We start from the raw sequence: 16,473 nt of genomic DNA, 5'->3' as shown, positions 1-16,473 counted from the left end.
CGTAGGTTTGGTGACGGATCTACCTATTTCAGTCTAATGTATTCTAGCAAGCGTATTGCAATATTGATTATAGAAAAACTTGAAGGTATGCTATTTTTTATTAAAAGCGCTTCTAACTTGTAGAAAGCACTGTATTAAAGACAAAGCCGTCATTAGACTAACAAGGAAGTATGCGTGTCAATTTGGTTGCTAGTTCTAATATCATTTTTGCATATTACTATTGGCGGGGCTTTCGCCTTCGGGTTTCTTTTCTATATGTGTGCAGAGGGAAGCCCAAGCTTAACCAAAGTTGAAAATAATGTTCTCTTTACCTTGTTGATTGGATATGCAGCTTCACTTGTAATCAGTGTTGCAATGGCTGTTTATTTTTACGTATTTGCTACTAGCGATTTATATTATTGGTGTTTCGCCATACCGTGGGTACTACTGATTCTACTATTAGGTTATTGGGCATATATTTTAGCCAAATTTAATGCATTCTAAGGATACTGTTGGCATATCTGGTCTGATTCATTACTTTTCAAAATAATTCACCTATCTCAGGTATCTCTTCAAAATCGAATCCTAACTGTTCATCTTTACGCTGTCTCATTTGTTCTATACGCAGCTTACGTCCTGCGATAAGCCTTAGCACCTCGCGTTGCTGCTCTGTCGTCATGTCATGCCATCGCTGGCGCTCAGTTCGACTACGCAGGCAACCAAAGCAATAACCCTTCTTATTGCTTTGACAAAGACCAATACATGGATTGGCAATCTCGAACAGCTCAAACTGTTGATTCATGACTCCTCCATAATGACTACCGTCATTCCTTTGACCTGCATAAAATCACTGTACAACCTTATTATGTCGCAAATACTGACTAATAGTGTGCCATTTTATTATTATTATTTCCGTCTAGCGGGTGCTATGCTTAGCTTTGATAGCCTTTATAAGATAATCATAACAAAATTAATAAGTGAGATGATACGTGAACTTGATTTATATCCATGGATTGGACAGTGATGCTAATTCGACCAAAGGGGTGTTGTTAGAAAAATATTGCCAGCTTCATTATCCTGATATTAATGTGCTGCGTCCTGATTTAAATAAAACCCCCGCTCAAGTGTGTGAGCAACTACTGTTTTTGATCGAAGTGCTAAGTAATGGTGAAGATAGAAAATCAGCAGATAAGCAGACTGAGTTATCAAATACAGTATTAATCGGCAGCTCGCTAGGTGGGTATTTTTCCACTTTGATAAGCAATCAGATAGGTTGCCCAGTTTTATTGCTCAATCCTAGTACTCAGCCCCATATCACTTTACAGCGTTTCTCTAATCAATCAATATCAAGTCAAGATAACTTAAATGAGTCATCTACTAGCAAAGTCTTGCATACAACAGCGGGCGGCTGGAGTATTACGCCTGCAGATTTACAGTGGTTTGCAGATAATCAGCTGTCATCAGTAAATTATCCCGATAAAGTTGCTGTGCTATTAAAAGAAGGCGACGAGCTGTTAAATTCTGAATTTTCTAAAGATTTTTATCAAAGTCAGGGCGCATCGGTAACGGTGCAAGTGGGTGGCGATCATTGCTTCAGTGACTTTGATGAGCAGTTGCCCATGGTGATGAATATCTTACAGAATTTAGTTCAACCTTAAATAGACGACATTATATGACGTAAGCGATGGAGTATTAACGTTAACGTCGCCATTTTTCGTTATAATGGTTTAATAGAATTAAACGCACGCGAACAGTTAAGGATGCATTTGTGAGTCAATATAATGCGCAATCATTAGAAGTTTTAGAAGGTCTTGAGCCAGTCCGTCGTCGTCCAGGTATGTATACCGATACCACGCGCCCGAATCATTTGGCGCAAGAGGTTATTGATAACTCAGTTGATGAGGCGTTGGCTGGTTATGCTAAAACCATCAAGGTGCAATTGCATAGTGATGGATCGTTGTCTGTCGAAGATGACGGGCGCGGTATGCCAACTGATATTCACCCTGAGTTTGGTCAATCTGGTATTGAGCTGATTTTGACCCGCTTGCATGCAGGTGGAAAGTTTTCGACCTCTAATTACGAAGTGTCAGGTGGTCTGCATGGTGTAGGTATCTCTGTCGTCAATGCGCTATCAACCCGCGTTGAAGTTACGGTATGGCGTGATAGCACACAGTTTGATATGGCATTTGAAAATGGCGCACCAGTTACGCCATTAACGCAAGCAGTCAGCTCAAACAAACGCAAACGTGGCACAAGAGTACACTTTTGGGCGGATGGTAGTTTCTTTGATACACCCAAATTTAATGTAAAACAGCTTAAGCATAATTTAAAAGCAAAGGCTGTTTTGGCCGCTGGACTGACGATTGAATTCACTGACGATATTAATGATGAAAAGGTCGTTTGGCAGTTTACGGATGGGGTAGTCGAGTATCTAAGCGAACAATTAGATGGTTTGGAAACATTACCTGAAGCACCGTTTTATTATAATTATGATGCGAAAGCAGGTGAACGAGCGGCTATTACCTTTGCCTTGTCTTGGTTACCTGATGGTGGCACGCCGATTCAAGAAAGCTATGTGAACCTGATTCCCACAGCTCAGGGCGGTACGCACGTCAACGGACTACGCACGGGTATCTTAGAAGCTCTGCGTGAGTTCTGTGATATTCATAATTTGCTACCACGTAGTGTGAAACTAACCGCGGAAGACGTCTGGGATGGGGTGAACTATATCTTGTCTCTGAAGTTCTCTGAGCCGCAGTTTTCTGGACAGACCAAAGAGCGCTTATCTAGTCGCGAAGCGGCGGGCGCTGTACAGACGTTGGCAAAAGATGCCTTTAGCCTATGGTTAAACCAGCATGCGGAAATGGGCGCGCAAATCGCTGAATTGGCGATTAATAAAGCTGGCCGTCGTCTGAAATCTGCCAAAAAAGTTGCTCGTAAGAAAATTACTCAGGGCCCCGCATTGCCTGGTAAATTGGCAGACTGCCGTGGTGATTTACGTGATGGCGCTGAGCTGTTCTTAGTAGAGGGTGACTCTGCGGGTGGTAGTGCTAAGCAAGCAAGAGATCGTCATTATCAGGCGATATTACCTCTGCGCGGTAAAATCCTAAATACGTGGGAAGTCTCATCAGATACAGTACTATCAAGTCAAGAGATTCATGATATTGCCATTGCTATCGGTGTCGATCCTGCCTCTGATGATTTGTCCGAGCTACGTTACGACAAGATATGTATTTTAGCGGATGCTGACTCTGATGGACTACATATCGCGACATTGATCTGCGCTTTGTTTGTGAAGCATTTTCCTGCGCTAGTGGATGCGGGTCATTTATTTGTGGCCATGCCGCCATTGTACCGAGTGGATGTGGGTAAAGAAGTTCACTACGCGTTGGATGAGCCAGAGCTTGCACATATCTTGGCTAACGTACCGGGTAATAAAAAAGCCCAGATTACACGCTTTAAAGGGCTTGGTGAAATGAGTGCTGAGCAACTACGTGAGACGACGATGAGCCGTGATACACGCCGCTTAGTACAGTTAGATATGGATGACATGGTACTGACCAATAGCGTGATGGATATGCTACTGGCTAAGAAGCGTGCCTCTGATCGCAAGTCATGGCTTGAGAGCAAAGGTGATTTGGCCGATATTTCTTAAAAGGTATCAGTGAATCTAAAGAAGTATGGGTGCAGAATATCGAAATAGGTCATTACTTATATTTATGGCTAAACGATCTATCACATAATAAAAGCACGCAAAATTCAGCCTAGCCACAAAGGCTTAATGGTATTATGTCAGTACCTTTCATTATATTGTGCTGTCATGATACCGAAGATTTTTAACCGTTCTAAGTCTGTTGTTTCTAAACCTGCGCGCTCCAAAGTACTCCCAAAACTTAGCAAAAAGCATTTGGGAGACAAGGTTCCTAAGCGTGGTAATAAGTTTGCGCCTGTTATTGCATCCGCGCTGTTAAAGGCATCAGGTTGGCGTACGGTAGGCGAGATTCCAAATATCTCACAAGCTGTAGTGCTTGCTCTACCCCATACTTCTAATGTAGATGGTATCTATGCGATTCCAAGTCTGTTTGCATTAGATATCAAAATCAGCATTATGGGCAAGCACACGCTATTTAAAGTACCTGTGTTTGCGCAATTATTGAATTGGATAGGGGTCATTCCTATCGATCGTGGTAACAAAGGCTCTGTACTGCAAGCCAGCATTGATAAGTTCAAAACTGGTGAACCATTATTTTTGGGATTATCACCAGAGGGTACACGGCAATATAATGAGTCGTGGAAGACAGGTTTTTATTATTTAGCGGTGGGTGCTGGTGTACCGATTTTGCCAGTAGCGATGGACTACAATACTAAAGAAATACGGTTTATGTCGCTGGTTTATCCTACAGGTGATATCGAATCAGATTTACCAAAAATATATTCTCAGTATAAAGGGGTGTTGCCAAGACATCTTGAGCGTTTGTCGCAGCCACTACAAGACATTAATAATGCAGCTGAATAAGCTAAATGGTATAAATATTAGTTCCATTAGTTAAGTTAAAATCACTGGTTGTATTACAGGTACGAAAACTCAGAGCTGTCTACAACTAAGTTCTAATAATTTATATTGAAAAAGCCCCTGATATCATCATATCAGGGGCTTTTTTTGAGTAATATTTGAATGTTTATCAGTGCAAAAGTCTAAAACTGTGGTTGGCCGTTAGAGGCAATAACACCGCCATCGACAGGCAGATTGACACCAGTAATCATGGAGGCGTCATCACTTGCTAAGAAGGTAATGGCAGCGGCGATATCCTCTGGGGTTGCCAAACGTCCAAGCGGACAGCGAGCTAGGAACTTATCCGTTTTAGACTCATTATCTTGGATAGCCGTAGTCATATCGGTTTTGGTGACACTTGGATTAACCGCATTAACACGAACACCATCTGAACCATGATCCAATGCTAATGTACGGGTTAAATTGGTTACACCCGCTTTAGCAGCATTGTAAGCAGCCATATTCCAGTCACCACCCACGCCCGAGAGCGATGAAATATTGACGATATTGCCCTTTGATGCAATTAAGTGAGGCATAGCAGCTTGAGAGACGTAAAAAGTCCCGTTTAGATTCACATCGATAGCAGAGCGCCAATCATCGGCAGACAATTCCGTGATTTTACCTTGGGTTGCTTTGCCAGCATTGTTGACCAAGATATCAATCTTGCCAAATTTGTCGATAGCGCGCTCAACCATCTCTTGTACTTGGCTTTGAACGCTAATGTCGCATGTAATAATGAGATAATTATCGGTATGAATCCAAGTACGATCTTGCGGCAACTCTTTTGCAGTTTCTTCTAGTGTTGCTGCCGTACGTCCTACTAAAACCACACTAGCGCCTTCCTCGGCAAAGCGAATGGCAGTTGCACGGCCAATACCAGAGCCTGCACCCGTTACAACGACGGTCTTTTCTTTAAAACGCTTCATAATGTTTAATCCTTATTATTATATAATAGTCATTAAAAATTCGACGATTAAAAATTCAACGACTATGGTTTCGATAAATACAACTCAGTACAGTTTGTCATCCATAAACTTGCACACAAGCAATATTGCTTTGATATCATCATAACAAGTGATCGCTTTGAAAGCGACTGTCTCTGATAGTGCTTATGTAGCATAATTTTGCATCATTCAGATATTTGTAATACGCGATAATCATGTTGTTATTATTACGAGCTGGCCTGTGCGATATTCACCATACGATAATAGAAGGTTGGAACTTGTGTCCCATTCGATTACTACCATGCCCGACTGGGGCTACCTGACGACCGAGCTAGTCAGTTATTTACAAGCAGATGCTATGGCAGTGACTTTAGCAGGCATGCATACGATTGAGCATGAATACAATGCTCAATATATCGCTCGTCACTATCAATATCAGTTGCCACTTGGCAAGCTACAGCTGTTGGAGCTGACACTGTATCTACCCTATGATACAGAATCAGCTGACATTGAGGCTGTGCGTATGACTGCGGTCAAGTCAGCACTTACATGGTACAAGTCATTATCGTCTCAAAATGAAGAAAATGTCTTAGCTGGTTATGAAGCCATGATTTTTGACATTCAGCTTGTCGGAGGAGGTAGCAGTCTTAATCAAGATGATAACAATGACAGTGCAAATAATTCAAACAGTGCTCTACAGCGACTTAAGCATAATTTTGGGGTTCGTTACTTTTTAGAAGATTTAGTTGTCGACATGAGCGAAAGCATGCAGCAGCTACAAGTATTTAGCTGGGATGATTGGTACTCGATAGCAGCAGCAGTACGGACCCCATGTGAGTTGTGGCGTTTCTTAGCTTATCATTTAGAACAGCTTCAACAGTCGGCTGTAAATCATATTCCAAGTTTCGAGTCAGAAGACGCTTTGGTTGAGCACTTTTTGCAAAGTCCAGACCTGTTTGCCCCTGCTATTGTAGTAGATAATGCGCTCATCAAAAACGAAGTACAAGACGAACCTAACTCAGCACTGGTCGCCATTACGCTTGCCTACAAGAACCAAAGTTCAACTGCTCAGATGTACCATCAGCATATGATACAAGCGGCCACGATATGGTCTCAGCTAAGTATGCAGATGATAGATACGTATGGTAAAAATCACATAGCTAATAACGACGAACAGTTAGCCATACCACTCGCTCACTGGCAACAGCAACTGCTAGATGAGTCTTTGTTTTCACGTCACGAGCTTATCCGTACGCTATATAGACACCCTAAACAAAGCGCAGCGCTGCAAAAAGATGGCTACGTCGTACATCAACATTCTTATGAAAGTTTGGGACGACATTATGTACTGGTGTTTTATGGTCACGAGTCTAAAGGGCCTAATAGCAAAGCCGCTGTCCAACCAAAGCTAGCGAAGATCGCACAGGACGTTGCCACACGTTTGCCAATTATTGAGCTACATCATGTAGTCGTGCTTGGTATCGACTTTATCACTGAGAATAATGAGAATTTTTTCGATATTGATTTGTGGATTCAGCCAGTTGATGCGATGACTCAAAGGGAGCGCCAACTTACTAAGCAAATGCAGAAATTAAAACAACAAGAGATGAATAAGCAAAATACACCACCTGCTAGTAGCGTAGAAGATAGTAAACCTGCGAGGGCACAAAAAGAAAAATTGCCTCAAGTACAAATGAGCTTAACGATTCCAGCGCGTAAAGATAAGCAGTAGATAGACGTAGTTAGCTTTCTACCCGTTTATTAATAAGAAGAGCCATAGATTTATCAATATATTTACTGACATAAAAAAAGACAGCCTAGGCTGTCTTTTTCGTATCTAAACTAAACAATCAAAAATACTTATTTATTGATATCGTCATTGAGACCGCTACCAGGAAGTACGTTATCACTGTTGTAGATGTCATTAGTATCAACACGTGGTGTATCAACTACATCGGTACGTAAATCAGTGGTAGGAGTGCTAGCAGCAGATGGTGTGTTTTCACGAACTGAATCAGCAACTTTTTCTTGAGTTGATGAACTTGGCTGTAGCGCAGATTTTGCTTTCGCTTCAGTGCGTTCATGATCCATCTTGTCCTGCATTTTACGTAGGAAGCGAGCTGCAGCTTCCTGACCACCAAGACCAAATGATAGGGCAAAGGCAACGGCTACCGCGCCTAGTGTCAGACCAAATGCTAGATTAACGATCGAATCGGCAATACCCATCGCTTTTAGACCCATTGCTAATACTAGGCCCATAATCAATACGCGTACGATGTTTGCTAGGAATTGTGAACCTTGCTCAGAACGTTCAACCACACCTGCAATGATATTGGCAAGCCAGAATCCGATGAATAGGATAATTGCGCCTAGGATGATGTTTGCACCGAATGCGATAAACATTGTGATAATAGCTGAGATAGGCTCGAAACCTAACAAGTCAGCAGCTGCAATAGCGGCAAATAGCATAGCGAAGAAGATAATCGCATAACCAACTAGGTCAGAGATTTTCTTATCACCCATGGTTTCTTGTAGACCAACTTTCGCAGGTAATTGATTGATTTGAGTGTTCTCAATCAGACCTTTGATGATGTTGGCAACCATGCGTACAACATAGAAAGTTACTACTAGGATAGCGACTGCCATAAAGATGTTTGGCAAGGCTTCCATAATTTTGTTAAGCATATTAGTCGCAGGGCGAGCAATCACTTCGATTTTTAATGCGTTTAGAGCAGCAATAATGGTTGGAATGATAACCACAAGAAATGCTAATGAACCTGCAATGTTAGGCAAGCTGTTTTGCTCACTTAAACCTGCTTTTGACGCCAATTCTTGTACATTAAAAGTAGAAACAAGATTGGTGACGATGCCGCGTACGACTTTGGCAATGATATAACCAACGACGAAGACTACACCAGCAATCAAGATGTTAGGGATAAAGCTAAAGATTTTGTCGACCATATTAGTTAGTGGAGCGAACAAACCATCAAGCTCTAATTGACCAAGTACCATGGTCAACACAACCAATAAGATGAACCAGTAAACCATATCAGCAATCGTACTGCTCATTGGTTTTACACCAGCTTGTGCACTTAAACGCTCATCCATAGAGGTTTTTGCGAGTGCAGCGTTGATTGCTGTGCGTGCAACAGTAGCCACGACCCAACCGATCACACCAAGTGCGATAGCGCCGATAAGATTAGGGATAAATGCCAATACTTGATTAACCATATTTGCGAATGGTGCTGAGATAGAGTTTAAGTTTAATTGGCTAAGTGCGCCTGAAATAGCAATGATGAAAATAAACCAGAAAACAATTTTGGAAATGATACCTTCAAGGTCGTAGGTTTTACCTGTTGAAGAGTTCATACGCTGATTGAGATTAACTTTAGAGAGTACGCCGCGTACCAGTGCTGCGATACCAAGGGCTACTAGCCAACCAATAACGAATATCAAAATAGCACCAATGATGGAACCGATAGGTCCACCGAGATAGCCGTTAAAAGATGTGTACATTGGGTTCATCTTATCCTCCTTGAAGCATATTATATAACTCGCCAAAAACAATGTTCATACAGCGATTAGTGAGCAAGACATACAGATGGTTGTCATAAATAGTATTTTTAGAATCAGTTATATAGAGATATTATCGTTTTTGAGCATAAATCATTATCAGCAGTATCTCTTATTTATATTACAGTGACTTCGCTATCTATATCTGCTTATTTTTGATAAAAATTAACGCTCGGTTACTTATCTCCTTAGTTGATTCAGCTTAGCTGATGTATTGATGGATTTAAAGACAGAAAGCTTTACCTGTTACTATATTTGTGTGATAACTTGTTATTATGATAGAAGATATTAACATAGACTATACATTGACCCGATAATTTCGTGCAAAGCGTGGTTCCCAAAACTAAGATTTGTTATTATAGAGGAATGTGACATCTCGCCACTATTCTTACAATTAGAGAGTACTTTATGAAAAAAATCACTACTTTAGGCGTTAGTGCACTTGCTAGCGCTATGTTGTTAGTAACAGGCTGTAGCACCAACAATGGCAATCAAGAAACAGCCGCTCAAAGCGTTTCCATTACTGAACAAAGCTCAGCTAATGAAAAAGTAGGTTATAGCTTAGGTTTCATGATGGCAGAAGGCAATAAAGACGCTGTCAAAGATCTAGACCTAAATACTTTTGAAAAAGGCTTCCGTGATGGCTACGAAGGCAATGAATCAGCATTGACCCAAGAGCAGATGCAACAAGTATTGATGGACTATCAAAAAGAGCAAGAAGAGCAGTTTGTTAAAGACATGGAAACCAAAGCGACAGAAAATAAAGCCGCTGGTACTGCGTTCTTAGCAGAAAACGCTAAAAAAGAAGGCGTGAAGCAAACAGAGTCTGGTTTACAGTATAAAGTTATCAAAGCAGGTACTGGTAAATCACCAAAAGCAACTGACGTGGTTGAAGTAAACTACGAAGGTAAATTGCTTGATGGCACGGTATTTGACAGCTCTTATGAGCGCGGTGAGCCAATCGAGTTCCCACTAAACCAAGTAATCGCTGGCTGGACTGAAGGTCTACAGTTGATGAAAGAAGGCGGAAAATACGAGTTCTATATCCCATCAGACATCGCGTATGGTGAAGCGGGTAACGCTGGTATCGAGCCTAACAGCACGCTTATCTTTACTGTTGAGCTATTAAAAGTAAAATAAGTATCTAAAGCAAAATTATTAGTTTAGGTACTTAGCCTACAAAAAAGCTTTCATATAATTATGAAGGCTTTTTTACGACTAATATTTTACCTCAGATTGATATCGAGCTTACAAAGCCGATATCAAGTTGGTGATAAATCATAGATTTTTTTGAAAGACTTTAGAGTTACGGCCATTATGGTATTTCTCTAAACGTGCTTCAGGTAAAGCGCTGGCTTCAACCTCAGCAAAGCCTTGCTCGACGAACCAATGGGCAGTACGAGTGGTCAAAACAAATAACTTGTACAAGCCATGGCTACGCGCTTGCTGTTCTAGAAACGCTAACAAATCTGCGCCGCGGCTACCACTACGATACTCAGGACGTACGGCAACACAGGCAACTTCCGCTGACTCTGAATCTAGCGTATGCAATGCTGCACAGCCCAAAATCATACCATCACGCTCAATCACACTATAGTTGTCAATCTCTTGCTCCAAGCGCTCACGTGAGCGGCTGACCAAGATGCCTTGCTCTTCTAGAGGTGACAACAGCTCAATAAGACCAACCACATCATCGATATTGGCACGGCGAATTTCTTCATAAGGGTCGTGGCTAATAAGCGTGCCAGAACCATCACGTGTGAATAGCTCTTCTAGTAATGCGCCGTTTTTGGCATATGAGATAATATGCGTACGATGCACACCTTGACGACAGGCCAAGCTTGCACAGTTTAAGAAATAATTGATCTCGCAATTTAGATCACGGTCACGTAAGAAACGATCAACTTCATTAGGAATCATTTCACGTAATAAACGATCATCATCGTTGATACCCGCTTCTTCACCTAAGAATATAAGCTTGTCAGCACCCAGTGCTACGGCCGCGCTTAGGGCCACATCTTCCGCCAATAAGTTAAATACTTCGCCAGTCGCAGAGTAGCCCATCGAGCCTAGTACAACGATATGGTCGTGAAGCAGGTTATTTTTGATGGCTTCCACATCGATAGAACGCACTTCACCCGTCATTTGGTAATCAATACCTTCACGGATACCGTATGGGCGCGCTGTCACGAAGTTACCCGATATCGCATCGATACGCGAACCATACATCGGAGAGTTGGCTAGCCCCATTGATAGCTGAGCTTCAATCTGTAAACGAATAGCACCAACGGCTTGTAAAATAGACGGCATCGCCGCACGTGGCGTAATACGGATGTCTTGATGTAGCGGCGATTCAATGTTAGCGTCTTTTAAGTTCTTTTCGATTTGCGGTCGTGCCCCGTGTACCAGTACCAGCTTGATACCCAAGCTATGCAACAAGGCAAAATCATGAATAAGTGTGCTGAAGTTCGCATGATTGACCGCTTCACCACCAAACATGATCACGAAAGTTTTGCCGCGATGGGTATTAATGTAGGGTGCAGAGTTACGGAACCAATGGACGTATTCAGGGTTAATCTGGGGCATGGAGCTAGTAGTCATAATGGGAGCAGTAGTCGTTAGAATAAGAAAAGGGGCGCAGCAAAAAAATGCCTAACGCTAAAGATTTACCATAGCAAAAAATGCGGTTATGAGCTATCTTTTATTTCAGCTGTATTCAAGCATTCTAATTGCCAATCGCTGATATACACAACCTCAACACTGGGTTAATGTACGTACAAATGCTTTTTGTTATGCTAAGCGCTATTGCTTTACAGATGCTGAGCGAAGATAATCAGGTTAGATAAGTGAGTTCATGTTTTTCATAGATTGTATGGACTATTTCACAGCGATATCTTGTGTACATCGTAATGCGTTTTATCTGTTGAACAAATTATAAAAATAACTTAAGTTGCACCATCTGTGTTTTACCGATATATCAACCAGGGATAATGAAAATCATGAAAAAAAGTAACCAGTTTGCTAGCCCGTTCAGTGCTTGGAGCGGCCACCGCTTATTTCACGTTGTTGCCGGTACGCTCATCGGTGCGATGGTAGTTACACAAGCCTCAGCAATGCTGCCAACACCAGAGCAAGCGGTTGATAGCTCAATGGCTATTCAGACAAATGCTAACAAGAGCAACAACTCAAGTGCTCAAGCCGTTAACAGCAGAATTACAGCGTCATTGGTTAGTGTTGATGCCAATGGTCAAGAAGTACTCGTCCCTGTAGATACCAATACTCGTTTGCAGTCAGGCAATGTATTGGAGTATCAAGGGTACTTTACCAATACCAATGCAGATCGCGTCCGTAAAATGACCGTTACGATGAGTATTCCAGAGCAGGTAGAACTGTTAAAGACAGTTGCCCCTGAATTCCCGTACGGCAGTGTAGATGGCAATAATTTTGCCCGTATGCCATTACGTACCAAAGTAGATAATCAGCTACAAGATGTCGCGCTTAAATATTATAAAGCGGTACGTTGGGACCTAGAAGGCGTAGGTTTAAATGATACTGTCGCTGTAAAATACCGCGCTCGTGTCAAATAGTCCTGAGTTTTTGGATTAGAATTTAGCTAGCATTGATGTAGTTAGCACTGAAAACTATCCATTTAGTACTGAAAGCTACCAATAAAAAAGCACCACAGTTTATAGCTGCGGTGCTTTTTTTATGATGTGTTAGGGCGTTTGATAATTTTACTGATAAGTAAAAATACTCAATTACAGCGTGGCATATTTGCTACTAGATTTCTCTTGGATAAGTTGTTTAATAGCATTGATTTGTGGCGTTGTAGCTTGAGCGCCTGCTTGTATCAGACTACGCCGTTGCCTAGTATCTATTGAACTGTTACGACCGACATTGGGAGTAATAAAAATATCCGCTCGATCCCGCTCACTCTGATTTGACGCGGAGCGCTTAGCAGTCAGGTTGGTAGCTAGAATATTGGTTTCGAGAAAGCCCCAAAAATCACTCAATGAGTTCATAGTCGCTATTTGATTGCTCGTATTATCACTGCCTTGAGCTCCCGTCACATCTACAGCAATGACAATATCAGCACCCAAGTCATAGGCGCTATCTACGGGTACTAAACTGACCACACCGCCATCGATATATTTTTTACCGACCTTTTCAGGAATGCGCGGGGCAATAAAAATATTGGGTACGCTACAGGATGCTTGTACGGCAAGCCCTGCATCGCCAGTGGTAAAGACTGTTTTCTTCAGAGTGTGTTTCTCTGCTGCGATTGCCGCAAAAGCAATAGGAAAGTCTTCTATGGTTCGCGCATTCACTTTGCTATTGATAAAGTTTTTTAACTTAATACCTTCGATGAAGCCTTGATTGGACAAAGTAAAGTCTGTGAGCTGGCTATCAGTAGTGGTTAGTGCCAATTGCTCAAGCTGTGCAGGCGTGTAACCACTGGCGTATAAGCTGCCAATCAAGCTACCCACACTCGTACCGACCACCAATGTTGGTTTGATACCGTTTTCTTCTAGCGCTTTAATGACGCCCACATGAGCAAACCCTTTTGCACCGCCGCCACCTAGCACCAGTGCAACAGTAGGGGGCTTAATAATAGGATCTGGTGTTGCAGGAATAGTCGATGGCAACGTGCTACATGCACTAATATACAAACCGAGAATTGATATTAAGCTGATGCGCAGCGTGCTCTTTAGATGACGATCAGATTGTGACGAAACTGAGGAGGCAAAATAGAAACAAGCATAGAAAAACACCTTATGAAATTGCCAGAATTCAAAAAATAAGACATCAGTTATTGGTATGATGAGAAGAAGCGGTTTATCTATAGTAGATGGACTGTATAGATGCTATTTTACTAAATAGCCTAGCATAAGCAATTGTATTGTCAGCTATAATGAAATGAGTCGAATTTGTTATACGTACTATCGTTATGGCTATTCTGTGGTACAAGTCATCATGTACAGCCTATTAAAAATGCTCGATTTAGCATACAAAAATTAAAAATAATATTGTTAGGATCTTTAATGCCAATATCGGAGAGTCATGCCTCATCTAACTCATTAGATCACTTTAGATCTGATATGCCGCTGTCAGCACTAGATATGCCAGTGTCTGCGCTAGCAGGTGTAGGGGTAAAAGTCGCAGAGCAGTTGGCGCAATTGAATATCAAGCGGATATTCGATTTGCTATTACATTTGCCCCGTGATTATGAAGATCGTAGTCGACTGGTATCAATCGCCGATATAGAGCATGGACAGTCAGCGCTAATTACTGGTCATATCGTCCATGTCGATACCAAGCGCAGTGGGATGACTGTGACGGTGGACGATGATACGGGTACGATATCATTGCGGTTTTTCAAGGTCTATCGTGGTCTGGTACAGACCATGAATTTGGGAACGCGCTTACAGCTATTTGGTGAGGTCAAAGTCAGCCGCTACGGTAAGCAGATACATCACCCTGAATATCAAGTTATCACTGACAATACCGTCATGACCGATATGGGATTGCAGCCTATTTATCCTACTGTCAAAGGTTTACATCAAAACAAGCTGCGCACTTTAATTAAACTGGCATTGCAAACGGTTCGGAGCCAAGGTCTGCCTATGACATTGTTTACGGCTGAAGATTTTGCAGTTGTATCCGATTTGCCATTAGTGCCTTTTGAGCCATCTAAATCAACAGTATCAGAGGCCGAATATACCGAAGATATTTTCTCGACATTAGCACGCAGCGTGCCTGACAATGTGACTAGCAATGCGATTGGCAATAGCGTATATAAACCCAACCCTTCTACCTATCAGGCAGATAATGATATACATAACGTCGCTGCCAGTATTGCTCAGCACAATGTCTATAACTTAACGATATTTGAAGCATTGGTACTGCTGCATACGCCGCCTACTTATACCAGCGCGTCTCAGCAATACAAACTATGCACCCAACTCAGTGCCCGTACGCATGCTGCCTGCCAGCGCTTGATTATTGAAGAGTTGACTGCGCATCAGCTCAGTCTGCTATATCGTCGCCAGCAGCTACATCAGCATAAAGCGCCCAAATGCACTATCAACAGTCCTCTTGCTGATAAGCTGTTTTCTGCATTGCCTTTTGATTTAACGGGTGCGCAAAAAAGAGTGATGAAAGACATCACTGCGGATATGGCGACCTCAATTCCGATGCTACGACTGGTACAGGGTGATGTGGGTGCTGGCAAGACGTTGGTGGCAGCAGGGGCGGCAGGCTATGCGCTCGATAGTGGCTGGCAGGTCGCGGTAATGGCACCGACTGAGATTTTGGCAGAGCAGCATCTACTGAATTTTAAGCAATGGTTTGAGCCATTAGGTATTGGTGTCGGTTGGCTTGCCGGTAAGCAAACGGCCAAACAGCGCCGTGAAGCTTTGGAAGCGGTTGCAGAAAATACCGTGCAAGTGGTGGTCGGTACTCATGCACTGTTTCAGGAGCAAGTTCAGTTCGCTAAATTAGGCTTAGTCATCATTGATGAGCAGCATCGATTCGGTGTTGAGCAACGCATGGCATTGACCAATAAAGGCGTGGCTAATAGCACACCGCACCAGTTAATCATGACCGCAACACCGATTCCAAGAACCTTAGCGATGAGCGTTTATGGCGATATGGATACCTCAATCATTGATGAATTGCCACCGGGGCGTACGCCAATTACGACGGTAACCATCGATCGCAATCGACGCGACGAGGTTATAGAACGTATTGCGATCAATTGCGAAGCGGGCAGGCAAGCGTATTGGGTATGCTCACTGGTAGAAGCGTCTAGTGTCTTGGATGCGCAGGCAGCCGAAGCCACTTATGAGGACTTAAATGAACGTCTAGATATTCGTATTGGACTAGTGCATGGCAAAATGAAGTCTGCTGATAAGCAAGCCATTATGCAGGAGTTCAAAGCAGGTAATTTGGACTTGCTGATTGCGACGACTGTCATCGAGGTAGGGGTCGATGTGCCCAATGCGTCATTGATGGTTATCGAAAATGCGGAGCGTTTGGGATTATCCCAATTGCATCAGCTACGCGGGCGAGTCGGACGTGGCTCGACCAAAAGCTTCTGTGTACTGTTATATCAAAAGCCGCTATCGGAGACAGGTACTGAGCGACTAAATGTCCTACGTGATAGTACCGATGGTTTTGTTATTGCTCAAAAAGACTTAGAGCTACGTGGGCCAGGAGAGCTGTTAGGCAAACGTCAAACGGGTAACGTTGGCTACTATTTGGCTGATTTGATCCGTGATGAGCAATTATTTGCCATTGCTCAGCGGTTAGCGAAGCATTTGATAGCAGACCCTGCGCGAAAAGCAGATGTCAGTCAATTGATTCATCGCTGGATGCCTGAGGCAAGTCGCTATACCAGTGTCTAGTGCCCAGTGTCTAGTGTCT

12 protein-coding genes are annotated in these 16,473 nt (G+C 42.6%); 7 read left to right on the top strand and 5 right to left on the bottom strand.

What is annotated here, in order from left to right; genetic code table 11:
• Nucleotides 1–520 precede the first annotated feature (520 nt).
• Complete coding sequence (locus CXF69_RS05695; RefSeq protein WP_101206003.1) at nt 521–781, bottom strand: DUF1289 domain-containing protein; 261 nt, start codon at nt 779–781, stop codon at nt 521–523.
• A 187-nt stretch (nt 782–968) separates the two neighbouring features.
• On the opposite strand from CXF69_RS05695, the gene CXF69_RS05690 reads away from it, so the two are divergent.
• The 3 genes from CXF69_RS05690 (at nt 969) to CXF69_RS05680 (ending at nt 4,495) form a co-directional block, all read left to right on the top strand.
• The gene (locus CXF69_RS05690; RefSeq protein WP_101206002.1) at nt 969–1,637 is read left to right on the top strand and encodes a YqiA/YcfP family alpha/beta fold hydrolase; all 669 of its coding nucleotides are present in this window, start codon (nt 969–971) and stop codon (nt 1,635–1,637) included.
• Between the two features lie 110 nt (nt 1,638–1,747).
• A complete protein-coding gene (gene parE, locus CXF69_RS05685; protein WP_101206001.1) occupies nt 1,748–3,634 on the top strand; it encodes a DNA topoisomerase IV subunit B in 1,887 nt (628 codons plus the stop codon).
• Nucleotides 3,635–3,799: 165 nt separating this feature from the next.
• A complete protein-coding gene (locus CXF69_RS05680) occupies nt 3,800–4,495 on the top strand; it encodes a lysophospholipid acyltransferase family protein (RefSeq protein ID WP_227522963.1) in 696 nt (231 codons plus the stop codon).
• Nucleotides 4,496–4,674: 179 nt separating this feature from the next.
• On the opposite strand, the gene CXF69_RS05675 is transcribed toward CXF69_RS05680, so the two are convergent.
• Nucleotides 4,675–5,457 (bottom strand): meso-2,3-butanediol dehydrogenase, encoded by a 783-nt coding sequence (locus CXF69_RS05675; protein WP_101205999.1) that lies wholly within the window; start codon nt 5,455–5,457, stop codon nt 4,675–4,677.
• Nucleotides 5,458–5,755: 298 nt separating this feature from the next.
• On the opposite strand from CXF69_RS05675, the gene CXF69_RS05670 reads away from it, so the two are divergent.
• Entirely contained in the window at nt 5,756–7,207 is a 1,452-nt protein-coding gene (locus tag CXF69_RS05670) for a hypothetical protein (protein WP_180952675.1), read from the top strand.
• A 128-nt stretch (nt 7,208–7,335) separates the two neighbouring features.
• Here the strand turns inward: CXF69_RS05670 and CXF69_RS05665 are convergent, their stop codons facing one another.
• Nucleotides 7,336–9,000 (bottom strand): mechanosensitive ion channel, encoded by a 1,665-nt coding sequence (locus CXF69_RS05665; protein ID WP_101205998.1) that lies wholly within the window; start codon nt 8,998–9,000, stop codon nt 7,336–7,338.
• Nucleotides 9,001–9,456: 456 nt separating this feature from the next.
• Between CXF69_RS05665 and CXF69_RS05660 the strand changes: the two genes are divergently transcribed.
• On the top strand, nt 9,457–10,188 hold the full coding sequence (locus CXF69_RS05660) for a BamJ family beta-barrel-assembly machinery protein (RefSeq protein ID WP_101205997.1): 732 nt from the start codon (nt 9,457–9,459) through the stop codon (nt 10,186–10,188).
• 138 nt (nt 10,189–10,326) lie between these two features.
• On the opposite strand, the gene argA is transcribed toward CXF69_RS05660, so the two are convergent.
• A complete protein-coding gene (gene argA, locus CXF69_RS05655; protein ID WP_057762129.1) occupies nt 10,327–11,649 on the bottom strand; it encodes an amino-acid N-acetyltransferase in 1,323 nt (440 codons plus the stop codon).
• Between the two features lie 398 nt (nt 11,650–12,047).
• Between argA and CXF69_RS05650 the strand changes: the two genes are divergently transcribed.
• On the top strand, nt 12,048–12,635 hold the full coding sequence (locus CXF69_RS05650; RefSeq protein WP_101205996.1) for a hypothetical protein: 588 nt from the start codon (nt 12,048–12,050) through the stop codon (nt 12,633–12,635).
• A gap of 171 nt (nt 12,636–12,806) precedes the next feature.
• On the opposite strand, the gene CXF69_RS05645 is transcribed toward CXF69_RS05650, so the two are convergent.
• Nucleotides 12,807–13,694 (bottom strand): patatin-like phospholipase family protein, encoded by an 888-nt coding sequence (locus CXF69_RS05645; protein WP_227522962.1) that lies wholly within the window; start codon nt 13,692–13,694, stop codon nt 12,807–12,809.
• Nucleotides 13,695–14,090: 396 nt separating this feature from the next.
• Between CXF69_RS05645 and recG the strand changes: the two genes are divergently transcribed.
• The gene (gene recG, locus CXF69_RS05640) at nt 14,091–16,454 is read left to right on the top strand and encodes an ATP-dependent DNA helicase RecG (RefSeq protein WP_101205994.1); all 2,364 of its coding nucleotides are present in this window, start codon (nt 14,091–14,093) and stop codon (nt 16,452–16,454) included.
• Nucleotides 16,455–16,473: the final 19 nt, after the last annotated feature.

It is taken from the genome of Psychrobacter sp. Choline-02u-9 (genome assembly GCF_002836505.1).
GTDB lineage: Bacteria > Pseudomonadota > Gammaproteobacteria > Pseudomonadales > Moraxellaceae > Psychrobacter.
The sequence above is the reverse complement of the archived record's forward strand: the minus strand, read 5'-3'. Positions and strand labels throughout refer to the sequence as shown.

Coding starts and splice junctions, on each gene's coding strand:
- CXF69_RS05695 (WP_101206003.1), bottom strand. CDS start 781: ATGAATCAACAGTTTGAGCTGTTCGAGATTGCCAATCCATGTATTGGT.
- CXF69_RS05680 (WP_227522963.1), top strand. CDS start 3,800: ATGATACCGAAGATTTTTAACCGTTCTAAGTCTGTTGTTTCTAAACCT.
- CXF69_RS05675 (WP_101205999.1), bottom strand. CDS start 5,457: ATGAAGCGTTTTAAAGAAAAGACCGTCGTTGTAACGGGTGCAGGCTCT.
- CXF69_RS05665 (WP_101205998.1), bottom strand. CDS start 9,000: ATGAACCCAATGTACACATCTTTTAACGGCTATCTCGGTGGACCTATC.
- CXF69_RS05660 (WP_101205997.1), top strand. CDS start 9,457: ATGAAAAAAATCACTACTTTAGGCGTTAGTGCACTTGCTAGCGCTATG.
- argA (WP_057762129.1), bottom strand. CDS start 11,649: ATGACTACTAGCTCCATGCCCCAGATTAACCCTGAATACGTCCATTGG.
- CXF69_RS05650 (WP_101205996.1), top strand. CDS start 12,048: ATGAAAAAAAGTAACCAGTTTGCTAGCCCGTTCAGTGCTTGGAGCGGC.
- recG (WP_101205994.1), top strand. CDS start 14,091: ATGCCAATATCGGAGAGTCATGCCTCATCTAACTCATTAGATCACTTT.